This window comes from Streptomyces kunmingensis (assembly GCF_039533535.1).
GTDB lineage: Bacteria > Actinomycetota > Actinomycetes > Streptomycetales > Streptomycetaceae > Streptomyces > Streptomyces kunmingensis.
On the sequence record NZ_BAAATS010000018.1, the window covers coordinates 357,560 to 381,503 of the forward strand.

The following is a 23,944-nucleotide window of genomic DNA, read 5'->3' on the forward strand; positions in this document are numbered from 1 at the left end:
GGAGAAGTAGCACCGTGCGAGCCACCGCCGTCCGTCGTTCCGCCCTGACCGTCTCCGCGGTCTCCCTCGCTCTTCTGGTCACCGCGTGCGGCGGCGGTGACCAGGACGGCGAGGACAAGAAGGCGGGTGGCGCCGCGAAGTCCGACAAGCCCGCGGCGAAGACGCTCACCGCGGCCGAGCTGGAGAAGCGCATGATCGCCCAGGGCGACGTCAAGGGCCAGGAGATCAAGAAGCCGGGCAAGGACGACGTCCAGGAGCCGGGTGCGTTCAGCGTCGACAAGTCCGAGTGCGAGCCCGTGGCGCAGGCGTTGTCGGCCCTGGCGACGGGCAAGCCGGCGGCGACGGTCCAGCGGCTCGTCGTCGAGGAGTCCGCGGCGGCCAAGAAGGGCATGCCCTCGGTGGAGGAGATGGGGGAGATGACGGAGAAGGAGGTCGAGGAGGCGACGATCGACTCCCTCGACATCACCAAGACCCTCGTGTCCCTCTGGTCCTACGACGCCGAGGGCGCCGAGCAGTCCCTGACGGCTCTGCGCGAGTCCGCGAAGAAGTGCGCGGGCGGCTTCACCGTGACGACCGACGGGGAGAAGCAGCAGGTCACGAAGGTCAGCGAGGAGAAGATCTCGGCCGGTCAGGACGCGGTCGCCTGGACGGTGGGGACCAAGCAGGACGGCACCGAGGCCGACACCAAGGTCGTCGTGTTCCGGGAGGGCAACACGCTCGCCGGGTTCTCGTCCTTCAACATCGCGTCGGTCACCCGGGGCGAGAAGTACGAGCAGCCGACGGCGGTCATCGATGCCCAGGCCGCCAAGCTGGGCTGACCCCGTCCGCCCCCAGCCGACGAGCAGACCTCAGCCCCGCCCGTCGACGAGTCCGGACTCCCAGGCCCAGGCGGCGATCTCCACGCGGTTGCGGGCGGACAGCTTGCTCTGCACGTTGCCGAGATGGGTCTTGACCGTGCCCACCGAGATGACGAGTTCGCCGGCGATCTCGGCGTTGGTCAGCCCCCTGGCCACAAGGCGCACCAGGTCCTCCTCCCGCGCGGAGAGCGCGGTGTGCGGCTCCCGGCTCGTGGGCGCGGTGCTGTGCAGATGCCGCAGCAGCCGGACGGTGATGGCGGGGCTGACCAGCGCCTCGCCGGAGGCGGCCGCCCTGATGGCCTCGACCAGCAGGGCGGGCCCGGAGTCCTTGATCAGGAACCCGGAGGCGCCTTCGCCGAGGGCGCGCTGCACGTACTCGTCGTCGTCGAAGGTCGTCACCACGACGACCTTCGGCGGGTTCACGGTGCCGGGCCGCGTCAGTCTGCGCAGCGCCTCGAGCCCGTCCATACGGGGCATGCGGATGTCCATGAGCACGACGTCGGGCCGGTGGAGTTCGGCGAGTTCCACGGCCTGCACCCCGTCCGCGGCCTCGGCGACGACGTCGATGTCGTCCTCCGCGCCGAGGATCATCGTGAACCCGGCGCGGACCATGGCCTGGTCGTCGGCGATCAGTACCCGGATGGTCATGAGGCGGCCCCCTTCGCGGTGAGCACCTTCGCCGGGGCCACGGGAAGCGTCGCCTCGACGCCCCAGCCGCCGCCCGTCGCCGGTCCCGCCTGGACGCTTCCGCCGATCAGCCCCACCCGCTCCGCCAGGCCCTTCAGCCCGAAGCCGCTCTGGGAGACGTGCCGCGGCCGTCCGTCGTCACTGACCCGCACGGTGAGCCGGTCCCCCGAGCGCTCCACGCGCACCCGCACCTCGGAGCAACCCTGGGCGTGTTTGCGTACGTTGGTGAGGGCTTCCATCACGACCCGGTGCGCGGTGGTGGACACCTCCACCGGCAGGTCGTCGAAGGTCCCTTCCAGTTCGAGCCGGGCCCGGGCGCCGCCGACGGCCGCGAACTCCTCGACGAGCGTGCGTACTTCGCCGATTCCCGCCAGCGGTGTCAGGGTCACTTCTCCGTCGGCGTCGCGCAGCATTCCCACCATGTGCCGCATGGAGGTCAGCGCCTCCGAGCCGGCCTGTTCGATCCGTTGCAGCGCGGGCGGTACCAGTTCGGGCTTGCGGCCCGCCATCGCCTGGGCTCCCTGCGCCTGGACGACGATGCCGGTCACGTGGTGGGCGACGAAGTCGTGCAGGTCGCGGGCGAACTCCGTCCGCTGCTCGAGGCGCAGGGCCGCGGCCTGCCGGCGCCGGTCCGCCAGGAGCAGGCGCATCCCGAGGCCGATGCCGAGCGCGGTGACGGCTGCCAGGGCCCAGAGGAGCGCCATGATGATGGTGGACTGCCGCGTCGAGGTCGACACCGGCCGCACGATGATCGCCATACCCAGCAGAGGGACGGCGAGCGCCGCCCACGACGGCTTGCCCCGCCGGGCGACCACCAGCAGGAGCCATGTCAGCGCGGCCAGTTCGGCGAATCCCATCGCAAGGCCGCTCGCCCGCATCTCCAGGTGCATCCAGAACGACACGCACAGCGAGACGCCCGCGAGTACGCAGGCGGCCATCGGCAGCGCCCGGCTGTCGAGCCGGGGCGAAGCGGCGACGAACCCGACGGCCACCAGAGCGCCGATCAGCTTGCCGGGGCCGAAGGCCTCGATGTAGTAGAGACCGCCCACCGAGTCGAGCAGGACGAGGCCGGCCAGGCCCCCGAACAGCAGCAGCCACACCGATCTGGGCAGGTTCCGCGACAGGCCCTTCCCCTCCGTGGCCGTGGCTGTGGCCCTGGCTGTGGCCGTGGCCGCCGCTTTCGCCGCCTCCAGCATCTCTGTCACCGTCCCTCCGGCCCGACCGGCCGAAAGTCGGAGCCGGCCGCGCATGATCTGTCTTTCGCCCGATCCGCCGCGGGGTGCGGCGCGGACAGAGTGGTGTCCACCGGGCGGCGCTCACCGTGCATCGGTCGAGAACCTCGTCCCGATCACGGTCCACGTCACCTTAGTGCGGTCTTTCGGAGGCTCCGGCCCCCACGTCGGCGAGGCCGCTCTCCCCTACACGGCCCGCCCTCCACACGTACAGGAGCCACACATGGACGACGCAGAGACCCGATACGGCCACGGCGGTGGCGGAGCGGGCTTCGCGCGGCCCGCGCACCCGGCGCACGCCACGGGTGCATCGGCGATCGAGGCCCAGGGTCTCGGCAAGAAGTACCGGCGGGGCTGGGCGCTGCGGGACGTCTCGTTCCGGCTGTCGGCCGGGCGGGTGTGCGGCCTGGTCGGGCCGAACGGCGCCGGCAAGAGCACGCTGATGGGCCTGGCCACCCATATGATCCGGCCGACGACCGGCGCCCTGCGCGTATTCGGCAGCGCACCCGGGTCGATGGAGGCGGTGCTGCACACGGCGTTCCTCACCCAGGAGAAGCCGCTGTTCCGGCGCTTCACCGTGGCCGAGACGCTGCGCCTCGGCCGGGAGCTCAACCCCCGCTGGGACCAGGCGGTCGCCGAGGGGATCGTCCACGCGGGCCAGGTGCCGCTGCACGCGAAGATCGGCACGCTCTCCGGCGGGCAGCGCACCCGCGTCGCCTTCGCGCTGGCTTTCGGCAAGCGGCCCGATCTGCTGATCCTGGACGAGCCGATGTCCGATCTGGACCCGCTGGTCCGCCGGGAGCTGATGACCACGCTGCGGGAGGAGGCCGCGCAGCACGGCACGACGGTCCTGGTGTCGTCGCACATGCTCGCCGAGCTGGAGTACATCTGCGACTTCCTCCTCGTCATCGCCAACGGCGGTCTGCGACTCGCGGGCGAGGTGAACGAGCTGCGCGCCGCACACGCCCTGCTCGACCTCCCCCATGGCGGTTCCGCCCCCGGCCCGGTCCCCGACGTCGCCCCGCACACGGTCATCGAGGCCCACCGCGGCGAGGGCCGGCCGGGCGTCCTGGTGCGTCTCGGCGCGCCGATCCAGTACGGCGGCCCGGCCGAGCCGCCCACCCTGGAGGAGCTGCTGCTCGCCTATCTGCGCTCGCCCGACGCGCCCGCGCTGATCGCCCCCGGTGCCCGGGTCGGCGACATCCACGACATCCTCACCCGCGACCGGCAGAAGGCTGTGACGGCATGACGACGCTCACTTACGACCCGGCCCGTACGACGCCCGAAGAGCAGCCGCGCGGCGCCCGGGGTCCCCGCCTCGGCGGCCCGGCCTGGCTCGTCTGGCGCCAGCACCGCGCCGCGTTCTGGACCCTGATCGCCCTGACCGCCCTGTGCGTGCTCGTCATGGTCTACCTGCGCGGCCAGATGACGGACTACCTGGACTCGACCCCGCACAAGTCCGGCAGCCTGCCGCCCGACTTCGAGGGGTACATCGACCGGCTCTCCAGCTTCGGCGGATACCTCGGCTACGTCCCTCTCCTCACGGGCGTCCTGCTCGGCGCCCCGCTCGTCGCGGGCGACCTGGAGACCGGCACGGCCAAGCTGGTGACCTCGCAGTCCGTCAGCCGGCTGCGCTGGCTCACCATGAAGCTGGCCATGCCCGCCGCGCTGATCGCCCTGTCCACCGCGGTGCTCGCCGCCGTCTTCGACTGGTGGTGGAGCCCGATCAAGGGGCGCGGCGAGACGCTGGAGTGGACCAGCGGCATGTTCTTCGACGTCACGTGGGTCATGCCCGTCGCCTACGCCCTGCTCACGTTCGCCGTGGGCGCGGCGGCCGGCATGCTGCTGCGCCGCACGCTGGTGTCGATGGTGGTCACGCTCGGCATCGTCGTGGCGATCCAGGTCGTCTGGGACCGGTTCCGGCTGAGCCTCGGGAACATCCAGTCGGTCAGCACCGACAACGGCGTCGGCCCCGACGCGACACTGCCGGAGCTGCCCGCCGGAGCGGTGCAGCAGGGCCAGGGCACCTACTTCCTCACCGACTCCGGAGCCCGCCTGGACTGGACCACCTGCCTCGACACGATCGACAACGACCGGGCGCACACCGCCTGCCTCGAGTCCCAGCACGTCATCGGCCGGTCCATGGACTACCTCCCGCTCTCCCAGATGCACACGATGCAGTGGCTGGGAGCGGGCATCATGCTCGCGCTGACGGCGGCCGTCGTCACCTTCATCATGCTCTGGGGCCGCAAGCGTCTGCTGTGACAGCCCGACACGAAAAGGCGAGGGGCCCGACCTTTGGTGGTCGGGCCCCTGATGACCTGCGTGGTTACGAGGTCAGGCGCGTGGTGGCGTGTCAGCCGCTACACGTTGAACCTGAACTCCACCACGTCCCCGTCCTGCATCACATACTCCTTGCCCTCCATGCGGGCCTTGCCCGCCGAGCGGGCGTCCGCGACCGAGCCCGTTTCGACCAGGTCGTCGAAGGAGATGACCTCCGCCTTGATGAAGCCCTTTTGGAAGTCGGTGTGGATGACGCCGGCCGCCTCGGGGGCCGTGGCGCCCTTCTTGATGGTCCAGGCGCGGGATTCCTTGGGGCCGGCCGTCAGGTAGGTCTGGAGGCCGAGCGTGTTGAAGCCGACGCGGGCGAGGGTGGCGAGGCCGGGCTCCTCGGCGCCGACCGACTCCAGGAGTTCCATGGCGTCGGCCTCGTCGAGCTCGGCGAGGTCCTGCTCCAGCTTGGCGTTGAGGAAGATCGCCTCGGCCGGGGCGACCAGGGCGCGCTGCTCGGTCTTGAAGGTCTCGTCGACCAGCTCGTCCTCGTCCACGTTGAAGACGTAGAGGAAGGGCTTGGTGGTGAGGAGGTGCAGGTCGTGTAGGAGCTCCTCGTTGCCGGAGCCCTGGACGATGCCCTGGGAGAAGAGGGTGTCGCCCTTCTCCAGGATCGCCTGGGCCTCCTCGATCGCCTTCACCTTCGGCCCGACGTCCTTCTTGATGCGCGACTCCTTCTGGAGGCGCGGCAGGACCTTCTCGATGGTCTGGAGGTCGGCGAGGATCAGCTCGGTGTTGATCGTCTCGATGTCGTCCTTGGGCGAGACCTTGCCGTCGACGTGCACGACGTTCTCGTCCTTGAAGGCACGGATGACCTGGCAGATCGCGTCGGACTCACGGATGTTCGCCAGGAACTTGTTGCCCAGGCCCTCGCCCTCGGAGGCTCCCCGCACGATGCCCGCGATGTCGACGAAGTCGACCGTCGCCGGGAGGATCTTCTGCGAGCTGAAGATCTCGGCCAGCTTGGTGAGGCGGGTGTCGGGGACACCGACCACGCCCACGTTCGGCTCGATCGTGGCGAACGGGTAGTTGGCCGCGAGCACGTCGTTCTTGGTCAGGGCGTTGAACAGGGTCGACTTGCCGACATTCGGCAGACCGACGATTCCGATCGTGAGCGACACGTTGCGACTTCCCGTACGTGGTGGGCGCTGATGGCCATGGATGGTTATGGGGGTGGGCAGTCCACCAGTCTACGGCCTGGCCTCACCCCGCCCGGCGACGTATCGAACACCCGACCAGCCACTCCCGGCCACGGACGAGCCAGAATGTGCGACCCGACAGTCAAGCTCGGTCAAAGCGCGTGTCCCACGGCCTATTCCGCACATAAGCCCACCTATGTTGGGCGGGTGGAGCAACCCAGGACGCGTTCCCCGCAACCCCGCCCCCGCCGCACGGCCCCGCTGCCGCCGCAGGCGCAGGGCGGCAGAGACGCGCGGGCCGGCACGGCCGCCGGGTCCGCCGCTGTCTACGGTGCCGCCCGCCAGGGCCGCCGGCTGCCGCCGATCGTGCATGCACTGCGCCGGTTCCGGTTCCCGAACCCGCGGCTGACGGGGCTCGGCAGCGGGTTGTTCTGCACCGTCGCGATGCTGCTGGCCGGCTTCCTGGACCTGCTGCTGTTCGACGGGGCGGCGGCCGTGTACGGCGTGCTGTTCCTGCTGGTCAGCGGTCTCACGGCCGGGTGGGTGCGGAAGGCGGACCTGGTGACGGCGCCGGTCGCGGTGCCCATCTCGTTCGCCGTCGGGGCGATGCCGATCGGGGGTGGGTCCGGCGGGCCCGGCGCGCAGCTGATGGGGGTCTTCACCATGCTCGCCCTGAACGCGGGCTGGCTGTACGCCGGCACGCTCCTCGCCGGCCTCGTCGTGACCGTGCGCAAGGTGCGGCTGATGGCCCGCCGGGCGGCGCAGCGGCGGGCCGGTCAGTCTGTGTCGTCGTCCGCCGCCCCGGCGCCCCGCGGGCGTACCGCGTAGGACAGCTACGAGAGATGCGGCAGGCGGCTACGCGCGCGATGCCGCCATCGCCGCTCCCACGATCCCCGCGTTGTTCTGCAGCTGCGCCGGAACGATCTCCGCCTTGATGCCTTCGATCAGCGGCAGGAACTTGTGCGCCTTGCGGCTGACGCCGCCGCCGATGACGAACAGGTCGGGCGAGAACAGCATCTCCACGTGGGCCAGGTACTTCTGGACGCGGCGTGCCCAGTGTTCCCAGCTCATGTCGTGGTCCTCCTTGGCCTTGGTGGAGGCGCGGTGCTCGGCGTCGTGCCCGTCGAGCTCGAGGTGGCCCAGCTCGGTGTTGGGCACGAGGACGCCGTCGCTGAACAGGGCGCTGCCGATGCCGGTGCCGAAGGTGAGCAGCAGCACCGTGCCCTTGTGGTCGCGGCCCGCGCCGAACTGCATCTCGGCGACGCCGGCCGCGTCCGCGTCGTTGAGGACCGTGACGGGCAGGCCGTCGAGCTCCGCGCCGAGCAGGGCGCGCGCGTCCACGTCGACCCAGCTCTTGTCGACGTTGGCGGCGGTCCGGATCGTCGAGCCGCCGGTGACCACGCCGGGGAAGGTGATGCCGACCCGGTCGGGGCGGGCGCCGAAGCTGTCGACGACCTCCTTGACGCCCTTGGCCACCGCGTCGGGCGTGGCCGGTTGCGGGGTCAGCACCTTGAACCGCTCCTGCGCGAGATCACCGCGCTCCAGATCGACCGGGGCGCCCTTGATCCCGGATCCGCCGATGTCCACACCGAAGATCTGCATGGGCACCACCGTACGACGCCGGGGGCCGGGTCACTTCTCGACGCGGGAACCCTGCATCAGAGCGGCGGCCTCGGCGCGCAGATCGCGGCGGAGCTCCTTGGGCAGCGAGAAGGTGATGGACTCCTCGGCCGCCTTGACGATCTCCACGTCCGCGTAGCCGCGCTGCGACAGGTACTCCAGGACCTCCTCGACGAGGACGTCGGGGACGGAGGCGCCCGAGGTGACGCCGACGGTCGTGACGCCGTCCAGCCAGGCCTCGTCGATCTCGGAGGCGAAGTCCACGAGGTACGCGTCCTTCGCGCCGGCCAGCTTGGCGACCTCGACGAGGCGCACCGAGTTCGAGGAGTTGCGCGAGCCGACGACGATGACGAGCTCCGACTCGGCGCCCATCTGCTTCACGGCGAGCTGACGGTTCTGCGTGGCGTAGCAGATGTCGTCGCTGGGCGGCGAGACGAGGCCGGGGAACTTGGTCTTCAGGGCGTCGACCGTCTCCATCGTCTCGTCGACGGAGAGCGTGGTCTGGGAGAGCCAGACGACCTTGGACGGGTCGCGGACCTCGACCTTGGCGACGTCCTCGGGTCCGTCGACCAGCGTGATGTGGTCGGGGGCCTCGCCGGAGGTGCCGATGACCTCCTCGTGGCCCTCGTGGCCGATCAGGAGGATGTCGAAGTCGTCGTTGGCGTAGCGGATCGCTTCCTTGTGGACCTTGGTGACCAGGGGGCAGGTCGCGTCGATGGTGGCGAGCCTGCCGCGCTCGGCCTCCTCGTGCACGGTCGGGGCGACGCCGTGCGCGGAGAACATCACGATGGCGCCCTCCGGCACTTCCTCCGTCTGCTCGACGAAGACCGCGCCCTTCCGCTCCAGGGTCTGCACGACGTACTTGTTGTGCACGATCTCGTGGCGGACATAGATCGGGGCGCCGTACTGCTCCAGGGCTTTCTCGACGGCGATCACGGCACGGTCCACACCGGCGCAGTAGCCACGGGGGGCGGCGAGCAGGACGCGGCGGGAGCCAGTCGTAGCAGTCATGCCTCCATCGTAAGGGCGCGTCCGGGAGGCCGAAGATCCGCCGTCTGGGAAGACTGGGTACCCCGCGACCCACGGAGGCAGGATGTCCGCCGAGATCACGCATGAAGAGGCGGGACTGCGGCGCAGTCTCGACTTCCGGGACCTCGTCGTCTACGGGCTGCTCTTCATCGCCCCCATGGCGCCGGTCGGCGTCTTCGGCACCCTGGACGCGAAATCGCACGGCGCGGTCGCGCTCGTCTATCTCGTGGCGACCGTCGCGATGGCGTTCACCGCTTTCAGCTACGCGCAGATGGTGCGGGTAGCTCCACGGGCGGGCTCCGTGTACGCCTACGCGCGCGTGGGGCTCGGCAAGGGGCCGGGTTTCATCGCGGGCTGGATGGCGATGCTGGACTATCTGCTGATCCCGGCGGTGGCCTACCTCTTCTCGGGCATCGCCATGAACGCGCTGGTGCCCTCGGTGTCGCGCTGGGTGTGGACGGCGCTCGCGGTGCTGATCACGACGCTGCTGAACCTGTGGGGCGTGCGGGCGGCGGCCCGGGTCGGCTTCGCGGTCCTGGCGCTGGAGATCGTGGTGCTGCTGGTCTTCGTGGTCTCCGCGATCGTGGTGCTTGCCAGGGACGGCGCGCAGCGGGACTGGCTGTCGCCGCTGACGGGTGACGGGACGCAGGGCGCGTTCGCCCTGTCGGCGGTGCTCGGCGCGGTGTCGGTGGCGGTCCTGTCGTATCTGGGCTTCGACGCGATCGCCACGTTCGCCGAGGAGGTGACGGGCGGCTCGGCGAAGGTGGCGCGGGCGGTGCTGTTCTGTCTGGCGTTCACGGGTGTGCTGTTCGTCGTGCAGACGTATCTGGTGGCGCTCCTCGAACCGACGACCTCGGCGCAGCTGGCGGCCGATCCGGGCAAGCAGGGGTCCGCGTTCTACGACGCCGTGGACGTGTCGGTCGGCGGGTGGCTGCACGATCTGGTGGCGGTGAGCAAGGCGATCGGCGCGGCGTTCGCGGCGCTGGCCGGGCAGGCCGCGGCGGGCCGGCTGCTGTTCGCGATGGCCCGCGACCGGCGGCTGCCGAAGGCCCTGTCGCGGACGAACTCGGGTGTCCCGCGTGCGGCGCTGCTCATCGCGGCGGTGATCACGCTGGTCGCGGCGGTGTGGGCGGCGCGGCGCGACGACGGCATGGACCATCTGGTCTCGGTCGTCGACATCGGCGCCCTCACCGCGTTCACGCTGCTGCACGCCAGCGTCGTCGGCTATTTCGCGGTACGTCGTCGGGGAGAGGCCGTGAGCTGGTGGCGGCACCTCCTGATCCCGGTGCTCGGCGCGGCGATCACGGTCGCGGTGATCGTGGAGGCGTCGGGCGCGGCGCAGGTGGTCGGCGCGATCTGGCTGGTCGTGGGGCTCGTGGTGCTGGTGGCGCAGCGGGGACGGGCGGCGGACCCGGCGTGACGCGACCGCCGCCCGTCCACCCCGTGCGGGTCAGCGGGTCAGCGGTGGCGTCCGTTCCTGCGCAGCCGGCCGAAGGCGACGGCTCCGGCGCCCGTGGCCATGAGGGCCGCGGCGATGCCGCCGAGGAGCTCGTAGGTCCGCCGGTCGGAGCCGGTGTCGGCGAGTCCCGGACCGCTGGGGCTGGGACTGGCCGGCTTCGTCGGGGCGGGGGTCGTGGAGGAGGGTGCGGGCGACGTGGGCGTTCCCCCGCTGCGTGTCGGCGTGGGGGTCGGAGTCGGCGTCGGCGACTTCGTCGGCGAAGGCGTGGGTGTGGGCGTCGGTGATGGCTCGTCGTCGCACTGAACATTGCCGTCGAACGGGTGGTAGTGGATCTCCCCCGCGTTCGTCGCGTCGCCCCCGACGGCTGCCGTCGAGCCCTGGACCAGCGATTTCACGATGACGTCGCCCTCGATGTTCGACGGGTCGAGGTCGATGAACTCCGCGCTCGGCGCGTAGACCGTGCCCTCGATCTGGTCGCCGTCGGGGTTGGTGATCCGGGTGGCGTCGGGGAAGTCCCACAGGATGTGCGTCTGGGAGCTGCCGACCCCGGCCATCGTCGGCGCGTGCCAGGTGTGGTCCCCGCCCTCGGCGCTGGTGTCGACCACGAACACCAGGGGGGCGGCGGCCGTGGGCTGGTCGAGCAGCGTCAGGGTCGAGATGTTGTCCAGCATCTCGCCGGTGAGATGCACCACGTTGGTGCGGCCGAGGTCCAGGCGGAGCTTGATCTGGGAGTTCGGCGCGACGGTCGTCTGGTCGGGCAGCGGGTCGCCGTTGCCGTCGAGCAGGGTGACGTTGTTCGCGCAGGTCGCCATCTGCTGTGCGCGGTCCCGGTACGTCGTGAACAGGCCGGGGAAGTCCATCAGGTTGGCCGGTCCGACGTTCCCGGCGTCCTGGTGCGTGCTCAGCTCGATCCGGGGCGTGGTGTCGTAGGGATCGGTGGCCGGGACGACGCGTGTATTGACGGTGGCGCCGTTGCTGTCGGTGTCGAGGGCGTGGCCGCCGGCCATGTCGCCGATCTTCACGTACCCGTTCTGCAGGACCTTGAGGACCCCGGCCGGGTCGCTCTCGTCGTAACGGACCCGGCCGCCGACGAGCAGCGCCGTGGGCCGGGAGTCGCCAGGGGCGGTGAAGGTGCCGGGGGTGTTCAGGGAGACGTTGTAGCCGGCGCCGAAGCGCAGGTCGCCGCCGACCGCGACCGGGCCCTCCGATTCGGTGCTGCCGAGGTGGGCGTCCTCCTCGGTGACGACGCCGAAGCCGTTGTTGCCGGCGACGGGGTTGCCGATGACCACGGCGGCGCGCGGGGCGGCGACGGGCGCGGAGCTCACCGGGCCCGCCGTCAGCAGCAGCCCGCCCGCGCACGCGGCACAGGTCGCCGCGACCGGAAATGCTGTTTTGATCACTTTTGTCATACCGGTTGAGGCTAGGGACGCCGCTCCCGGAGCCGGGGAGGTCACGCCGCCGCCCGAGGCAGAACTACCCAACTGCCCCACATGACTGTCGGTGGCGGCGGCTACCCTCGCGGCATGGCTGCCAACACGTCCCCGGACGCCCCGCTCCCCGTGGGCGAGGTCTCCCGCCTGATCGGCGGATGGATCGAGCGGCTCGGCGCCGTGTGGGTCGAGGGCCAGATCACCCAGCTGTCCCGCAGACCCGGCGCCGGCCTGGTGTTCCTGACGCTGCGCGATCCCTCGCACGACATCTCGGTCGCGGTCACCTGCTACCGGCAGGTGTTCGAGGCGGTGGCGGACGTGGTGCGCGAGGGCTCCCGGGTCGTCGTGCACGCGAAGCCGGAGTGGTACGCGCCGCGCGGGCAGCTCTCCCTGCGCGCGGCGGAGATCCGCCCGGTCGGCGTCGGTGAACTGCTCGCGCGCCTGGAGCAGCTGAAGAAGTCGCTCGCGCAGGAGGGGCTCTTCGCGGCCGACCGCAAGAAACCGTTGCCGTTTTTGCCGCAGCTCGTCGGCCTGGTCTGCGGGCGGGCGTCGGCGGCTGAGCGTGACGTGCTGGAGAACGCGCGGCACCGCTGGCCCGCCGTCCGCTTCGAGGTGCGCAACGTGCCGGTGCAGGGGGTGCACGCCGTGCCGCAGGTGGTCCAGGCGGTCAAGGAGCTGGACGCGCTGGACGACGTGGACGTGATCATCGTCGCGCGCGGCGGCGGCAGCGTGGAGGATCTGCTGCCGTTCTCCGACGAGCAGCTGGTGCGGGCGGTCGCCGCCTGCCGTACCCCGGTCGTCTCGGCGATCGGCCATGAGCCGGACAGTCCGCTGCTCGACCTGGTCGCCGATCTGCGCGCCTCGACACCGACCGACGCGGCGAAGAAGGTCGTGCCGGACGTCGGTGAGGAGTACGAGCGGGTGCGCTGGTTGCGCGACCGGGCCCGGCGCAGCGTCGAGGCGTTCCTGGACCGCGAGGAGCGGGGCCTGGCCGCGGCGCTCTCCCGGCCGTCGATAGAGGACCCGCACCGCATGGTCGACGAGCGCGAGGAGCAGGTCGCGGCGCTCACCGAGCGGGCCCGTCGCACGCTCGGCCATCTGCTGGACCGCGCCGAGTCGGACCTGACGCACACGCACGCGCGCGTGGTCGCCCTCTCCCCCGCGGCCACGCTCAAGCGCGGGTACGCGGTCCTTCAGAAGGCGGACGGCCATGTGGTCCGCGCCCCGGACGAGGCGCCGCCCGGCGAGCGGCTGCGGGCCCGGGTCTCCGAAGGCGAGTTCACCGTAGAAGTCGCAGAAGAAGCCGCCGCGGAAGAAGCCGCAGCCCCGGCACCAGCCACGGACAACGAAGCATGAGGACGGACGAGACCACGATGACGACGACGAAGACGGCCGACGAGACCCTCGGCTATGAGCAGGCGCGGGACGAACTGATCGATGTCGTACGGCGGTTGGAGACCGGCGGCACCTCTCTGGAGGAGTCCCTCGCTCTGTGGGAGCGCGGCGAGGAGCTGGCGAAGGTGTGCCGCCGCTGGCTTGACGGCGCGCGGGCCAGGCTCGACGCGGCGCTGGCCGAGGAGGCCGACCCGGAAGAGGAGTGAACAGGGTCACGAAGGGTTTGGTTGAAAGTTGAACCTCATCCGCGTACTGTCGTGGGTACCGGCTGATCCGGACGGATCGGATCACCGCAGCCGTACGTCCGTACCGAGAAGGTTGATCGATGTCTCTCGTTCTTGACCCCGCCGCCCAGGACCTGCTCTTCCGTGAGGCCCGCACCGCGAACACCTTCACCGACGAGCCGGTGACCGACGAGCAGGTTCAGGCGATCTACGACCTGGTCAAGTACGGCCCGACCGCCTTCAACCAGTCGCCGCTGCGCATCACGCTGGTCCGCTCCCCCGAGGCCCGCGAGCGCCTCGTGGCGCACATGGCCGAGGGCAACCGGCCGAAGACCGCCGCCGCCCCGCTGGTCGCGATCCTCTCCGCGGACAACGAGTTCCACGAGGAGCTCCCGGCGCTCCTCCCGCACTTCCCGGCCGCCAAGGACGCCTTCTTCTCCGAGCGCCCGGTCCGTGAGCAGGCCGCGCTGGTCAACGCCACGCTGCAGGCCGGCTACTTCATCGTCGGCGTGCGCGCCGCCGGTCTGGCCGCGGGCCCGATGACCGGGTTCGACTTCGCCGGTGTCCAGAAGGAGTTCCTGGACGACGACCACACCCCGCTGATGGTCATCAACATCGGCAAGCCGGGCGAGGACGCCTGGTTCCCGCGCTCCCCGCGCCTCGAGCTCGACCAGGTCATCACGACCGTCTGAGTTCCCCCGCACGCAGGTGAAAGGGCCCCGGCATCCGCCGGGGCCCTTTCGCGTATTACGGGCGTATGCGCAGGGACGCCGCTATGCGCTCTCGTCCTGCTTCATCTCCAGCGCCCCGGCCATCTTCGCCAGCTGCCCGAAGCCGGCCGTGCCGGTCACCAGGGTCGTGGAGCCCTTGCTCTTCAGCACCAGGGCGTCGTACTTCTCGCCCTCGTAGCGCTGCCACTTCTCGCCGCCGATGGTCTGCGTGCGGTTGGTCTCCTCGGCGCCCTGGCTCGCGTCGTCGATGAACCGGACCGGCTTGTCGGTCGACTGCTCGACCGCGACGTACTCGCCGTCGGGGTCGAGGAAACCGAGGTGCCAGGCCTCGTTCGGCTCGCCCTGGTAGCGCACGGACGTCGGCTTCCAGGCCTTCGGCAGCCCCGTGGGGGCGGCCACCGGGTACGAGGCCGCGCGCCGGGCCGTCAGCAGCTCGATCCGGTAGTCCACGCGCTTGACCGGCGTCTCCTTGGAGGCGTCGTGCGGGATGAACGCGTACGCGACACCGGCCGCGACGACGCAGACGCCGAGCGAGAGGACCAGGCTGCCGACCGTCTTCTTGCCATTTCTTCCTGCCACGCGCCCCATCGTCGCAGGTCGCCGAATGATCTCCGCCGTGAGGTCCCGGTATGCGCCGCCCGACACGGACAGGTCCGCTCATCCGTGGGGTGCTCTGCTCAGATTGTCGTACTGGCGATAGAGTCGCCCCTGTCAACCCTCATCCGCCCGCCCGTCTCCCGCCCCCGCCCTTCCGAAGAGCCCTTCGGGCGCCCCTCCTTATTTGTCGTATCCCGGTGAAATCCGGAACAGAAAGGTGCGTCTCGATGACCGAGCATCACCAGCTTCCGTCCGAACTCGAGGTCCCCTCCGAGGCCCCGGACCGCAACCTCGCCCTGGAGCTCGTCCGCGTCACCGAGGCCGCGGCCATGGCCGCCGGCCGCTGGGTCGGCCGCGGCGACAAGAACGGCGCGGACGGCGCGGCCGTGCGGGCCATGCGCACCCTCGTCTCCACCGTGTCGATGGACGGCGTCGTCGTCATCGGCGAGGGCGAGAAGGACGAGGCGCCGATGCTGTTCAACGGCGAGCAGGTGGGGGACGGCACGGGCGCCGAGTGCGACATCGCCGTCGACCCGATCGACGGCACGACGCTCTGCGCGAAGGGCATGCCGAACGCGATCGCCGTGCTCGCCGCCGCCGACCGCGGCACGATGTTCGACCCGTCCGCCGTCTTCTACATGGACAAGCTGGTGGCCGGGCCCGAGGCCGCCGACTACGTGGACATCAACGCGCCGGTGTCGGTGAACATCCGCCGGGTCGCCAAGGCGAAGAAGGCCGCGCCCGAGGACGTCACCGTCGTCATCCTCGACCGGCCGCGCCACGAGGGCATCATCAAGGAGGTCCGGGAGACCGGCGCCCGGATCAAGCTGATCTCCGACGGCGACGTCGCGGGCTCGGTGCTCGCGGTGCGCGAGGACTCCGGCGTCGACCTGCTCCTGGGCATCGGAGGCACCCCCGAGGGCATCATCTCGGCCTGCGCGATCAAGTGCCTGGGCGGTGTCATCCAGGGCAAGCTGTGGCCGAAGGACGACGCGGAGCGGCAGCGGGCGCTCGACGCCGGGCACGACCTGGACCGCGTCCTGTCCACGGACGACCTGGTCTCCGGGGAGAACGTGTTCTTCGTCGCCACCGGCATCACCGACGGCGAACTGCTGCGCGGGGTGCGCTACAGCTCCGAGACGGCGATCACGTCGTCCCTGGTGATGCGGTCCAAGTCCGGCACGATCCGGCAGATCGACTCCCAGCACCGGCTGAGCAAGCTCCGGGCGTACAGCGCGGTCGACTTCGACCGGGCCAAGTAGCCGCCGGCGAGCGGTTCTTCGTGGGTACGTGATCGGGGGCGCCCCTTGCGCAGGGGCGCCCCCGGTCTCGTACACGCGCAAGAACTATCCGGCGGCCGCCACCGTACGGGCCGACTTCTGCAGCTCGACCTCGCGGCGGCGCCTGCGCGCGAGGACCACGCGGCGCTCGGCGGCGGTGAGCCCGCCCCACACCCCGTACGGCTCCGGCTGGAGCAGGGCGTGCTCGCGGCATTCGACCATCACCGGGCAGCGGGCACAGACCCGCTTGGCCGCCTCCTCGCGCGACAGTCGCGCGGCGGTCGGCTCTTTGGATGGGGCGAAGAAGAGTCCCGCCTCGTCGCGCCTGCACACGGCCTCCGTGTGCCATGGTGCGTCCTGGTCCCTGTCCTGCACCGGCACCCGCTGGGGCGGTACAGCGGCGACCTGCAGGGACTGATGCGGCGGATGCAGCACGGTCTACTCCTGACGACGGCTTACGACGGCTTTCGCGAGCGAGAGACGATGCAGCAAGCTCTACCCGCTGTGTCGACGCCTATGCACTGAGTTCCGAAGCGCGGAAGTGCCCACCCGCGCACGGGAGTTCGCCGTCGGTGCGCGTGCGGTCAGTCGAGGTGCTTCCGCAAACGTTTGTCGACGTATCTGCCGACGTACTTGTGCAGGTCCTGGATGATCTTCCCGCGCTTGGGCTTCGCCTCGATGTTGCCGAGGACCGCGACGCCGTCCACGTAGACGACGGGCGCCGCCGGTTCCGTGGCGTCCAGGGTGTCCACCTCGAAGTTGCCGAGGACGCCGCCGCCGCTGCCGCGCAGCGAGATGTTCTCGGGGACGCGGATCTCGACGTTGCCGAAGACCGAGACCGCCCGGATGTAGACCTGCGGGTGCTCGAAGATCGCCTCGCTGAGGTCGATCTCGATGTTGCCGAACACGGCGTACGCGTGCGTGCGGCGGCCCACGCGCCAGCGGCCTCTGCGGGTGGTGGAGCTGAACACCGCCACCAGGTTCTCGCCGGGGACGGCCGGGATGGTGCCCGGCGCCGGCTGGTCGGGCGAGGGGCCCGCGGTGGCCGCGGGGCGGGGCGACTGCGCGCCGGGCAGGTCCCTGACCAGCGGCTCCAGCTCGCCCAGCGTCTTGGCGCGGTACACACCGTCGATCCGCTCGGCGTGCTCCTCCGCGTCGAGCCGGCCCTCGGCGAGCGCCTCGCGCAGGATGTCCGCGATGCGGTCGCGATCGGCGTCGGAGGCGCGCAGGTCGGCCGGCTCCGCCGCGGGGGCGCTCTGCTGGGGGCGCTTCTCAAGGTCCACGACAGCAGCGTACCCAAACGCGATAGATCGCGACTAGGCCCTGTGGACATCGATGTGGACACCGATGTGGACACCGACGTCGGCGAAGTGAGCCTTACCTCACAGCGGCGCCCGTGTCACCAGGTTCTACGCTGGTCGGCGCTGCCAACGAATGCCAGCCGCTGTCTGTCGAGTGAGGAATGGGCGAGATGCCTGAGTTCGCGTACACCGATCTGCTCCCCCAGGGCGAGGACACCACGCCGTACCGCCTGGTGACCTCGGAGGGTGTCTCCACCGCCGAGGGGCCGGACGGCCGTACGTTCCTGAAGGTCGAGCCGGAGGCGCTGCGCGCGCTCGCCGCGGAGGCCATCCACGACATCCAGCACTACCTGCGCCCGGCCCACCTCGCGCAGCTGCGCCGCATCGTGGACGACCCGGAGGCGTCGAGCAACGACAAGTTCGTCGCGCTCGACCTGCTGAAGAACGCGAACATCGCGGCGGCCGGTGTGCTCCCGATGTGCCAGGACACGGGCACGGCGATCGTGATGGGCAAGCGCGGCCAGAACGTCCTCACCGAAGGCGAGGACGAGAAGGCGCTCTCCAAGGGCATCTACGACGCGTACAAGAACCTGAACCTGCGGTACTCGCAGATGGCCCCGCTGACCATGTGGGACGAGAAGAACACCGGCTCGAACCTCCCGGCCCAGATCGAGCTGTACGCGACCGACGGCGGCGCCTACAAGTTCCTCTTCATGGCGAAGGGCGGCGGCTCGGCCAACAAGTCGTTCCTGTACCAGGAGACGAAGGCCGTTCTGAACGAGTCCTCCATGATGAAGTTCCTGGAGCAGAAGATCCGTTCGCTGGGCACGGCCGCGTGCCCGCCGTACCACCTGGCGATCGTGGTGGGCGGTACGTCCGCCGAGTACGCGCTGAAGACCGCGAAGTACGCCTCCGCGCACTACTACGACGAGATCCCCTCCGAGGGCTCCGAGCTCGGCCACGGCTTCCGTGACAAGGATCTGGAGGAGAAGGTCTTCGAGCTGACCCAGAAGATCGGGATCGGCGCGCAGTTCGGCGGCAAGTACTTCTGCCACGACGTACGCGTGGTGCGGCTGCCGCGGCACGGCGCGTCCTGCCCGGTGGCCATCGCCGTGTCCTGCTCGGCCGACCGCCAGGCCGTCGCGAAGATCACCGCCGAGGGCGTCTTCCTTGAGCAGCTGGAGAGGGACCCGGCGCGCTTCCTCCCCGAGACCACCGACGAGCACCTCGATGAGGCCGGCGACGTCGTGAACATCGACCTCAACCAGCCGATGGACGTGATCCTCGCCGAGCTCACCAAGTACCCGGTGAAGACCCGCCTCTCGCTGACCGGCCCGCTGGTCGTGGCCCGCGACATCGCGCACGCCAAGATCAAGGAGCGGCTCGACGCGGGCGAGGAGATGCCGCAGTACCTGAAAAACCACCCGGTGTACTACGCCGGTCCGGCCAAGACGCCGGAGGGGTACGCGTCGGGCTCGTTCGGCCCGACGACGGCCGGCCGCATGGACTCCTACGTCGAGCAGTTCCAGGCCGCGGGCGGCTCCAAGGTGATGCTCGCCAAGGGCAACCGCTCGCAGCAGGTCACCGACGCCTGTGACGCGCACGGCGGCTTCTACCTCGGCTCCATCGGCGGCCCGGCCGCGCGCCTCGCCCAGGACTGCATCAAGAAGGTCGAGGTCGTCGAGTACGAGGAGCTCGGCATGGAGGCCGTCTGGAAGATCGAGGTCGAGAACTTCCCGGCGTTCGTCGTCGTCGACGACAAGGGCAACGACTTCTTCCAGAACCCGGCGCCCGAGCCGACGTTCACGCACATCCCCGTGCGCGGCCCCGGCCTGCAGTAGCCGTACCCGCCGGACGGGCTGAATCTCTCGGCCCGTCCGGCGTTTCTCCGGGAACACCCTCGCGCTCCCCCGTGCTGTACGGGGTATGAGCGACTACCGGATCGAACACGACTCCATGGGCGAGGTGCGGGTGCCCGCCGACGCCAAGTGGCGGGCCCAGACGCAGCGCGCGGTGGAGAACTTCCCCGTCTCCGGGCAGCGCCTCGAGCGCGCCCACATCGAGGCGCTCGCCCGTATCAAGGCGGCGGCCGCCCATGTCAACGCGGACCTTGGCGTCCTCGACAAGGACATCGCCCGGGCGATCGCCGACGCGGCCGCCGAGGTCGCCGAGGGCCGCTGGGACGAGCAGTTCCCGGTAGACGTTTTTCAGACAGGATCCGGCACCTCCTCCAACATGAACGCCAACGAGGTGCTCGCCACCCTCGCCACCGAGCGCCTCGGCCGGTCCGTCCACCCGAACGACCACGTCAACGCCTCGCAGTCGTCGAACGACGTCTTCCCTTCGTCGATCCACATCGCGGCCACGGCCGCCGTGACCCACGATCTGATCCCCGCCCTGGAGCATCTCGCGGCGTCCCTGGAGCGCAAGTCGGCCGAGTTCTCCGATGTCGTGAAGTCCGGGCGCACGCACCTGATGGACGCGACGCCGGTGACTCTCGGCCAGGAGTTCGGGGGCTATGCGGCGCAGGTCCGCTACGGCGTGGAGCGGCTCACCGCCTCGCTGCCCCGGCTGGCCGAACTCCCGCTGGGCGGCACGGCGGTCGGCACCGGGATCAACACCCCCGCGGGCTTCTCGGCCGCCGTCATCGCCGAGGTCGCACGGGCCACGGGGCTGCCGCTGACCGAGGCCCGCGACCACTTCGAGGCGCAGGGCGCGCGCGACGGGATCGTGGAGACCAGCGGGCAGCTGCGGACCATCGCGGTCGGCCTGACCAAGATCTCCAACGATCTGCGCTGGGCGGCGTCGGGTCCGCGCACGGGACTGGCCGAGATCAACCTGCCTGACCTGCAGCCCGGCTCGTCGATCATGCCGGGCAAGGTGAACCCGGTGATCCCCGAGGCCACCCTGATGGCCGCGGCGCAGGTCATCGGCAACGACGCGACGGTGGCCACGGCGGGCGCGGCGGGCAACTTCGAGCTTAACGTGATGCTGCCGGTCATCGCCAAGAACGTCCTGGAGTCGATCCGGCTGCTCTCCAACGTGTCCCGGCTGCTGGCCGACCGCACGGTCGACGGCATCACCGCCAACCGCGAGCGGGCCCGCGAGTACGCCGAGTCCTCCCCGTCCGTCGTCACACCGCTGAATAAGTACATCGGCTACGAGGAGGCCGCCAAGGTCGCCAAGAAGTCGCTCGCGGAACGCCGGACGATCCGTGAAGTCGTACTCGAGGGCGGCTATGTGGAGCGCGGCGATCTGACGGAGGAACAGCTCGACGAGGCGCTAAATGTCCTGCGGATGACCCGCCCCTGACAAGACATGGCCGGATGACGTATTCACGCCCCGTACCGCAGCGTCGTATGCCACTGGCACCTAATATCTGCGCATGACAGACGACGGCCGGACCGACGGCGGGAGTGGCGGGCGATGGATGCCCGGGGAGCCGATCCTGTGGCGCTATCGCGCCAACGGGAGCGAAGGCTTTCACATCTGTCGTCCCGTCACCGTCGTCCAGGACACGGCCGAGCTGCTCGCCGTGTGGATGGCGCCGGGCACCGAGTGCGTGAAACCGGTCATCGCGGACGGCACCCCGGTGCACCGCGAGCCACTCGCCACCCGCTACACCAAACCGCGCGCCCTGCGCCGCGACCGCTGGACCGGCGCGGGCGTGCTGAAGCTGGCGCGGCCGGGCGAGCCCTGGTCGGTGTGGCTGTTCTGGGAGCCGGACTGGTCGTTCCGCAACTGGTACGTGAACCTGGAGGAGCCCCGCGCGCGGTGGTCCGGGGGCGTCGACTCCGAGGACCACTTCCTGGACCTGTCGGTGTACCAGGACCGCAGCTGGCGCTGGCACGACGAGGACGAGTTCGCCCAGGCGCAGGCCGCGGGCCTGATGAGCGCCGCGCGGGCGGCCGGGGTGCGGGCCGCCGGACGCCGGGCGGTCGAGGTCATCGAGGAGTGGGGGCAGCCGTTCTCGGACGGCTGGGAGCACTGGCGGCCCGACCCGGCGTGGCCGGTCCCGGAGCTGCCCGCGGACTGGGACCGTACGCCCGCGCACGTGTCGTCATGAGACCCTTGATGCGCCCCCGGGGGGAAAACGTAGGATCGTCCTCCGCAACAGCGCACAGTGACGCGAAGAGACGTACAAAAACCTTCTTCAACTGCAACTCTTCGCGTACTCAATAGGTCTGACACGATGTCAACGTGGTCATTGAGGGGCGGCGGGACCGTGAACGTGGGTGGAGCGCAGGCAACGAGCGGGTCGGACGTGTCCGGTCCCGGGCGTGCTGCGGCTGCCGCGCTCACCGCCGTGACTTGGTGGCTGGTTGGCGCTGTCCATGGTCGGGGCCGGACCGGCCGACGCGGAAATTCCGTTCCCGGGGCACACAATCCGGGTATCGGGTTTTCTGCGGGACGAACTGCGCCAGGTCACGCGCGACGCGGACTTCGAGATCACCGGGGAGGAGACGGAGGCGTACGCTCCCGCGAGCGCCGACGCCCCACCCGAGTACCAGCTGTTCCTCAACTGCCGACGCACTGGCCAGTGACACGGCGCGCAGCCCCGGACGGACGGATTCGACACGCGTGACGGAGCACCCGACCTCCCACGAAGGCCGCCACCACGGCACGGCGGCCCGCCCCGCCGATCCCCGCGGGGCTCTCAGGCGTACCCCGCAGGCCTCCGTGGCCCCCGCCGGCGACGGTTTACCGCAGCAGCCGCGCCGCACCCCCGCCCCCACCCCGGCCTCGGCCTCGGCCTCGGCGGACGCGGAGCACTCACAGCCGCAGTCGCCCTCACCCGAGCCGGTGCGCCCTCCGGGTCCGCCGGACGGCGACCGGCGCTCCGGACAGCCGCGTCCGGCCGGACAGCCGACGGCGATGCGCCGCGACGGTGACCGGCTGCGCTTCGTCGGGGCGGCGACCCGGCGGATCGCGCGCGGTATCGACCTCGACGAGATCGTGATGGGGCTGTGCCGGGCGACGGTGCCGACGTTCTCGGACGCGATACTGGTCTATCTGCGCGAGCCCCTTCCGGTCGGTGACGAGCGCCCGGCCGGTCCGATGGTGCTGCGGCTGCGCCGCAGCGACCGGATCCCCGACGCCGTCGACGATCCGGAGTCGGACGCCGTCCCCGCGGCGACCGTCATCATCCCGCCGATCGAACTGGCTCCGGACAGCATCGAGTTGTGCGAGGTACGGGCCGGTGGCGCGCTCGCCGAGGTGCTGCGCGGGGTACGGCCCGTCTTCGCGGACTCGCCCGCGGCCCAGGCCGCGCTGCCCGAACTGCTCGGCGGCGACCGGGCGGTGCCGACCGGGCGCCGCGCGATCCTGGCGCCGCTGCGGGGACGCCGCCGGGTGATCGGCGCGGCGGTCTTCCTGCGGCACGCGAACCGGGCGGCGTTCGACGGGGACGATCTGCTGGTCGCCGGACAGCTCGCCACGCACAGCGCGCTGGGCATCGACAAGGCGGTGCTGTACGGGCGCGAGGCGTACATCGCGGACGAGTTGCAGCGCACGATGCTCCCCGAGACGCTGCCGCGCCCGACCGGGGTGCGGCTCGCCTCGCGCTATCTGCCGGCGGCGGAGACGGCGCGGGTCGGCGGCGACTGGTACGACGCGATCCCGCTGCCGGGCAGCCGGGTCGCCCTCGTCGTCGGCGATGTCATGGGGCACTCGATGACCTCGGCCGCGATCATGGGCCAGCTGCGTACGACCGCGCAGACGCTGGCCGGCCTCGACCTGCCGCCGCAGGAGGTCCTGCACCACCTCGACGAGCAGGCTCAGCGGCTCGGCACGGACCGGATGGCGACCTGCCTGTACGCCGTGTACGACCCGGTCGCGCATCGCATCACCATCGCCAACGCCGGGCATCCGCCGCCCGTTCTGCTGCACCTGGGCGGCCGCGCCGAGGTGCTGCGCGTCCCGCCGGGGGCGCCGATCGGGGTGGGCGGCGTCGACTTCGAGGCGGTCGAGCTGGACGCCCCGGCGGGCGCCACGCTGCTGTTGTACACCGACGGCCTGGTCGAATCGCGGCTGCGTGACGTGTGGACCGGTATAGAGCAGCTGCGGGAGCGGCTCGCCGCGACCGCGCAGCTGACCGGGCCGGACCATTCGCCGCCGCTGGAGGCGCTCTGCGACGACGTGCTCGACATGCTCGGCCCCGGCGACCGGGACGACGACATCGCGCTGCTCGCGGCCCGCTTCGACGGGATCGCGCCGAGCGATGTCGCGTACTGGTTCCTGGACCCGGAGGACGCGGCGCCGGGCCGGGCGCGCCGCCTCGCCCGCAGCGCCCTGTCCCGTTGGGGACTCGAGGAGATGACGGACTCCGTCGAGCTGCTGGTGAGCGAGGTCGTCACCAACGCGGTGCGCTACGCCTCCAAGCCGGTGACGCTGCGTCTGCTGCGCACCGATGTGCTGCGCTGCGAGGTCGGCGACGACGTGCCGCAGTTGCCGCGCCAGCGCCAGGCCCGGGCCACCGACGAGGGCGGGCGCGGCCTGTTCCTGGTGAACCGGCTGGCCCGGCGGTGGGGAGCGACACGGCTCTCGACCGGCAAGGTCGTCTGGTTCGAACTGGCCCGGCCCGCGGGCTAGCCGCAGAGGCGGAACGTACGCGTGAGGGGCGCCGGGAACCT

The 23,944-nt window shown here is 70.9% G+C and carries 22 protein-coding genes and 1 pseudogene; 14 read left to right on the forward strand and 9 right to left on the reverse strand.

What is annotated here, in order from left to right; genetic code table 11:
- The first annotated feature begins 14 nt into the window (after positions 1-14).
- A complete protein-coding gene (locus tag ABD366_RS23225; RefSeq protein ID WP_324771715.1) occupies positions 15-818 on the forward strand; it encodes a hypothetical protein in 804 nt (267 codons plus the stop codon).
- Between the two features lie 30 nt (positions 819-848).
- Here the strand turns inward: ABD366_RS23225 and ABD366_RS23230 are convergent, their stop codons facing one another.
- Positions 849-1,505 (reverse strand): response regulator transcription factor, encoded by a 657-nt coding sequence (locus ABD366_RS23230; protein ID WP_324771716.1) that lies wholly within the window; start codon positions 1,503-1,505, stop codon positions 849-851.
- Positions 1,502-2,740, reverse strand: coding sequence for a sensor histidine kinase (locus ABD366_RS23235; protein WP_324771874.1), 1,239 nt, complete (start codon positions 2,738-2,740; stop codon positions 1,502-1,504). The genes ABD366_RS23230 and ABD366_RS23235 overlap by 4 nt, the downstream gene beginning before the upstream one ends.
- 259 nt (positions 2,741-2,999) lie before the next feature.
- On the opposite strand from ABD366_RS23235, the gene ABD366_RS23240 reads away from it, so the two are divergent.
- Positions 3,000-4,025 (forward strand): ABC transporter ATP-binding protein, encoded by a 1,026-nt coding sequence (locus ABD366_RS23240; RefSeq protein ID WP_324771717.1) that lies wholly within the window; start codon positions 3,000-3,002, stop codon positions 4,023-4,025.
- Complete coding sequence (locus ABD366_RS23245) at positions 4,022-5,041, forward strand: ABC transporter permease (RefSeq protein ID WP_324771718.1); 1,020 nt, start codon at positions 4,022-4,024, stop codon at positions 5,039-5,041. The genes ABD366_RS23240 and ABD366_RS23245 overlap by 4 nt, the downstream gene beginning before the upstream one ends.
- Before the next feature lie 98 nt (positions 5,042-5,139).
- On the opposite strand, the gene ychF is transcribed toward ABD366_RS23245, so the two are convergent.
- Positions 5,140-6,228 carry a redox-regulated ATPase YchF gene (gene ychF, locus ABD366_RS23250; RefSeq protein WP_324771719.1) on the reverse strand — a complete coding sequence of 363 codons (1,089 nt, stop codon included), beginning with the start codon at positions 6,226-6,228 and terminating at the stop codon, positions 5,140-5,142.
- Between the two features lie 225 nt (positions 6,229-6,453).
- Between ychF and ABD366_RS23255 the strand changes: the two genes are divergently transcribed.
- A complete protein-coding gene (locus ABD366_RS23255) occupies positions 6,454-7,074 on the forward strand; it encodes a DUF6542 domain-containing protein (RefSeq protein ID WP_324771720.1) in 621 nt (206 codons plus the stop codon).
- Between the two features lie 27 nt (positions 7,075-7,101).
- On the opposite strand, the gene ppgK is transcribed toward ABD366_RS23255, so the two are convergent.
- Positions 7,102-7,848 (reverse strand): polyphosphate--glucose phosphotransferase, encoded by a 747-nt coding sequence (ppgK, locus tag ABD366_RS23260; RefSeq protein ID WP_324771721.1) that lies wholly within the window; start codon positions 7,846-7,848, stop codon positions 7,102-7,104.
- A gap of 30 nt (positions 7,849-7,878) precedes the next feature.
- On the reverse strand, positions 7,879-8,877 hold the full coding sequence (locus ABD366_RS23265) for a 4-hydroxy-3-methylbut-2-enyl diphosphate reductase (RefSeq protein ID WP_324771722.1): 999 nt from the start codon (positions 8,875-8,877) through the stop codon (positions 7,879-7,881).
- A gap of 82 nt (positions 8,878-8,959) precedes the next feature.
- Here ABD366_RS23265 and ABD366_RS23270 point away from each other — a divergent pair, with 82 nt between their 5' ends.
- Positions 8,960-10,315 (forward strand): APC family permease, encoded by a 1,356-nt coding sequence (locus ABD366_RS23270; RefSeq protein WP_324771723.1) that lies wholly within the window; start codon positions 8,960-8,962, stop codon positions 10,313-10,315.
- Between the two features lie 38 nt (positions 10,316-10,353).
- Here the strand turns inward: ABD366_RS23270 and ABD366_RS23275 are convergent, their stop codons facing one another.
- Positions 10,354-11,763 carry a collagen-binding domain-containing protein gene (locus ABD366_RS23275; protein WP_324771724.1) on the reverse strand — a complete coding sequence of 470 codons (1,410 nt, stop codon included), beginning with the start codon at positions 11,761-11,763 and terminating at the stop codon, positions 10,354-10,356.
- Positions 11,764-11,877: 114 nt separating this feature from the next.
- Here ABD366_RS23275 and xseA point away from each other — a divergent pair, with 114 nt between their 5' ends.
- From xseA to ABD366_RS23290, 3 genes are all read left to right on the forward strand, one after another.
- Positions 11,878-13,140: an exodeoxyribonuclease VII large subunit gene (gene xseA / locus ABD366_RS23280; protein WP_324771725.1), complete on the forward strand. Its 1,263-nt coding sequence runs from the start codon at positions 11,878-11,880 to the stop codon at positions 13,138-13,140.
- Entirely contained in the window at positions 13,137-13,385 is a 249-nt protein-coding gene (locus ABD366_RS23285) for an exodeoxyribonuclease VII small subunit (RefSeq protein WP_324771726.1), read from the forward strand. The genes xseA and ABD366_RS23285 overlap by 4 nt, the downstream gene beginning before the upstream one ends.
- A gap of 119 nt (positions 13,386-13,504) precedes the next feature.
- Positions 13,505-14,095: a malonic semialdehyde reductase gene (locus ABD366_RS23290; protein ID WP_324771727.1), complete on the forward strand. Its 591-nt coding sequence runs from the start codon at positions 13,505-13,507 to the stop codon at positions 14,093-14,095.
- An 81-nt stretch (positions 14,096-14,176) separates the two neighbouring features.
- Here the strand turns inward: ABD366_RS23290 and ABD366_RS23295 are convergent, their stop codons facing one another.
- Positions 14,177-14,713 (reverse strand): DUF4245 domain-containing protein, encoded by a 537-nt coding sequence (locus ABD366_RS23295; RefSeq protein ID WP_324771728.1) that lies wholly within the window; start codon positions 14,711-14,713, stop codon positions 14,177-14,179.
- A 245-nt stretch (positions 14,714-14,958) separates the two neighbouring features.
- On the opposite strand from ABD366_RS23295, the gene glpX reads away from it, so the two are divergent.
- Positions 14,959-15,993 (forward strand): class II fructose-bisphosphatase, encoded by a 1,035-nt coding sequence (gene glpX / locus ABD366_RS23300; protein WP_324771729.1) that lies wholly within the window; start codon positions 14,959-14,961, stop codon positions 15,991-15,993.
- 84 nt (positions 15,994-16,077) lie between these two features.
- On the opposite strand, the gene ABD366_RS23305 is transcribed toward glpX, so the two are convergent.
- A complete protein-coding gene (locus ABD366_RS23305) occupies positions 16,078-16,446 on the reverse strand; it encodes a WhiB family transcriptional regulator (protein WP_324771730.1) in 369 nt (122 codons plus the stop codon).
- Positions 16,447-16,595: 149 nt separating this feature from the next.
- A complete protein-coding gene (locus ABD366_RS23310; protein WP_324771731.1) occupies positions 16,596-17,294 on the reverse strand; it encodes a DUF1707 SHOCT-like domain-containing protein in 699 nt (232 codons plus the stop codon).
- Between the two features lie 188 nt (positions 17,295-17,482).
- On the opposite strand from ABD366_RS23310, the gene ABD366_RS23315 reads away from it, so the two are divergent.
- From ABD366_RS23315 to ABD366_RS23335, 5 genes and pseudogenes are all read left to right on the forward strand, one after another.
- Complete coding sequence (locus ABD366_RS23315) at positions 17,483-19,153, forward strand: fumarate hydratase (RefSeq protein ID WP_324771732.1); 1,671 nt, start codon at positions 17,483-17,485, stop codon at positions 19,151-19,153.
- Positions 19,154-19,238: 85 nt separating this feature from the next.
- Positions 19,239-20,624 carry a class II fumarate hydratase gene (locus tag ABD366_RS23320; RefSeq protein ID WP_324771733.1) on the forward strand — a complete coding sequence of 462 codons (1,386 nt, stop codon included), beginning with the start codon at positions 19,239-19,241 and terminating at the stop codon, positions 20,622-20,624.
- A gap of 73 nt (positions 20,625-20,697) precedes the next feature.
- Complete coding sequence (gene fomD / locus ABD366_RS23325; protein ID WP_324771734.1) at positions 20,698-21,378, forward strand: cytidylyl-2-hydroxypropylphosphonate hydrolase; 681 nt, start codon at positions 20,698-20,700, stop codon at positions 21,376-21,378.
- A 247-nt stretch (positions 21,379-21,625) separates the two neighbouring features.
- Positions 21,626-21,856, forward strand: a pseudogene (locus ABD366_RS23330) (SAM-dependent methyltransferase); the annotation flags it as partial.
- Positions 21,857-21,893: 37 nt separating this feature from the next.
- Positions 21,894-23,903: an ATP-binding SpoIIE family protein phosphatase gene (locus ABD366_RS23335; RefSeq protein ID WP_324771735.1), complete on the forward strand. Its 2,010-nt coding sequence runs from the start codon at positions 21,894-21,896 to the stop codon at positions 23,901-23,903.
- Positions 23,904-23,944: the final 41 nt, after the last annotated feature.

What these genes read in the sequence shown, in the direction of transcription:
- ABD366_RS23230 (WP_324771716.1), bottom strand. Translation starts at nt 1,505, where the DNA reads ATGACCATCCGGGTACTGATCGCCGACGACCAGGCCATGGTCCGCGCC.
- ABD366_RS23235 (WP_324771874.1), bottom strand. Translation starts at nt 2,740, where the DNA reads ATGCTGGAGGCGGCGAAAGCGGCGGCCACGGCCACAGCCAGGGCCACA.
- ABD366_RS23240 (WP_324771717.1), top strand. Translation starts at nt 3,000, where the DNA reads ATGGACGACGCAGAGACCCGATACGGCCACGGCGGTGGCGGAGCGGGC.
- ABD366_RS23245 (WP_324771718.1), top strand. Translation starts at nt 4,022, where the DNA reads ATGACGACGCTCACTTACGACCCGGCCCGTACGACGCCCGAAGAGCAG.
- ppgK (WP_324771721.1), bottom strand. Translation starts at nt 7,848, where the DNA reads ATGCAGATCTTCGGTGTGGACATCGGCGGATCCGGGATCAAGGGCGCC.
- ABD366_RS23265 (WP_324771722.1), bottom strand. Translation starts at nt 8,877, where the DNA reads ATGACTGCTACGACTGGCTCCCGCCGCGTCCTGCTCGCCGCCCCCCGT.
- ABD366_RS23270 (WP_324771723.1), top strand. Translation starts at nt 8,960, where the DNA reads ATGTCCGCCGAGATCACGCATGAAGAGGCGGGACTGCGGCGCAGTCTC.
- ABD366_RS23275 (WP_324771724.1), bottom strand. Translation starts at nt 11,763, where the DNA reads ATGACAAAAGTGATCAAAACAGCATTTCCGGTCGCGGCGACCTGTGCC.
- xseA (WP_324771725.1), top strand. Translation starts at nt 11,878, where the DNA reads ATGGCTGCCAACACGTCCCCGGACGCCCCGCTCCCCGTGGGCGAGGTC.
- ABD366_RS23285 (WP_324771726.1), top strand. Translation starts at nt 13,137, where the DNA reads ATGAGGACGGACGAGACCACGATGACGACGACGAAGACGGCCGACGAG.
- ABD366_RS23290 (WP_324771727.1), top strand. Translation starts at nt 13,505, where the DNA reads ATGTCTCTCGTTCTTGACCCCGCCGCCCAGGACCTGCTCTTCCGTGAG.
- glpX (WP_324771729.1), top strand. Translation starts at nt 14,959, where the DNA reads ATGACCGAGCATCACCAGCTTCCGTCCGAACTCGAGGTCCCCTCCGAG.
- ABD366_RS23315 (WP_324771732.1), top strand. Translation starts at nt 17,483, where the DNA reads ATGCCTGAGTTCGCGTACACCGATCTGCTCCCCCAGGGCGAGGACACC.
- ABD366_RS23320 (WP_324771733.1), top strand. Translation starts at nt 19,239, where the DNA reads ATGAGCGACTACCGGATCGAACACGACTCCATGGGCGAGGTGCGGGTG.
- fomD (WP_324771734.1), top strand. Translation starts at nt 20,698, where the DNA reads ATGACAGACGACGGCCGGACCGACGGCGGGAGTGGCGGGCGATGGATG.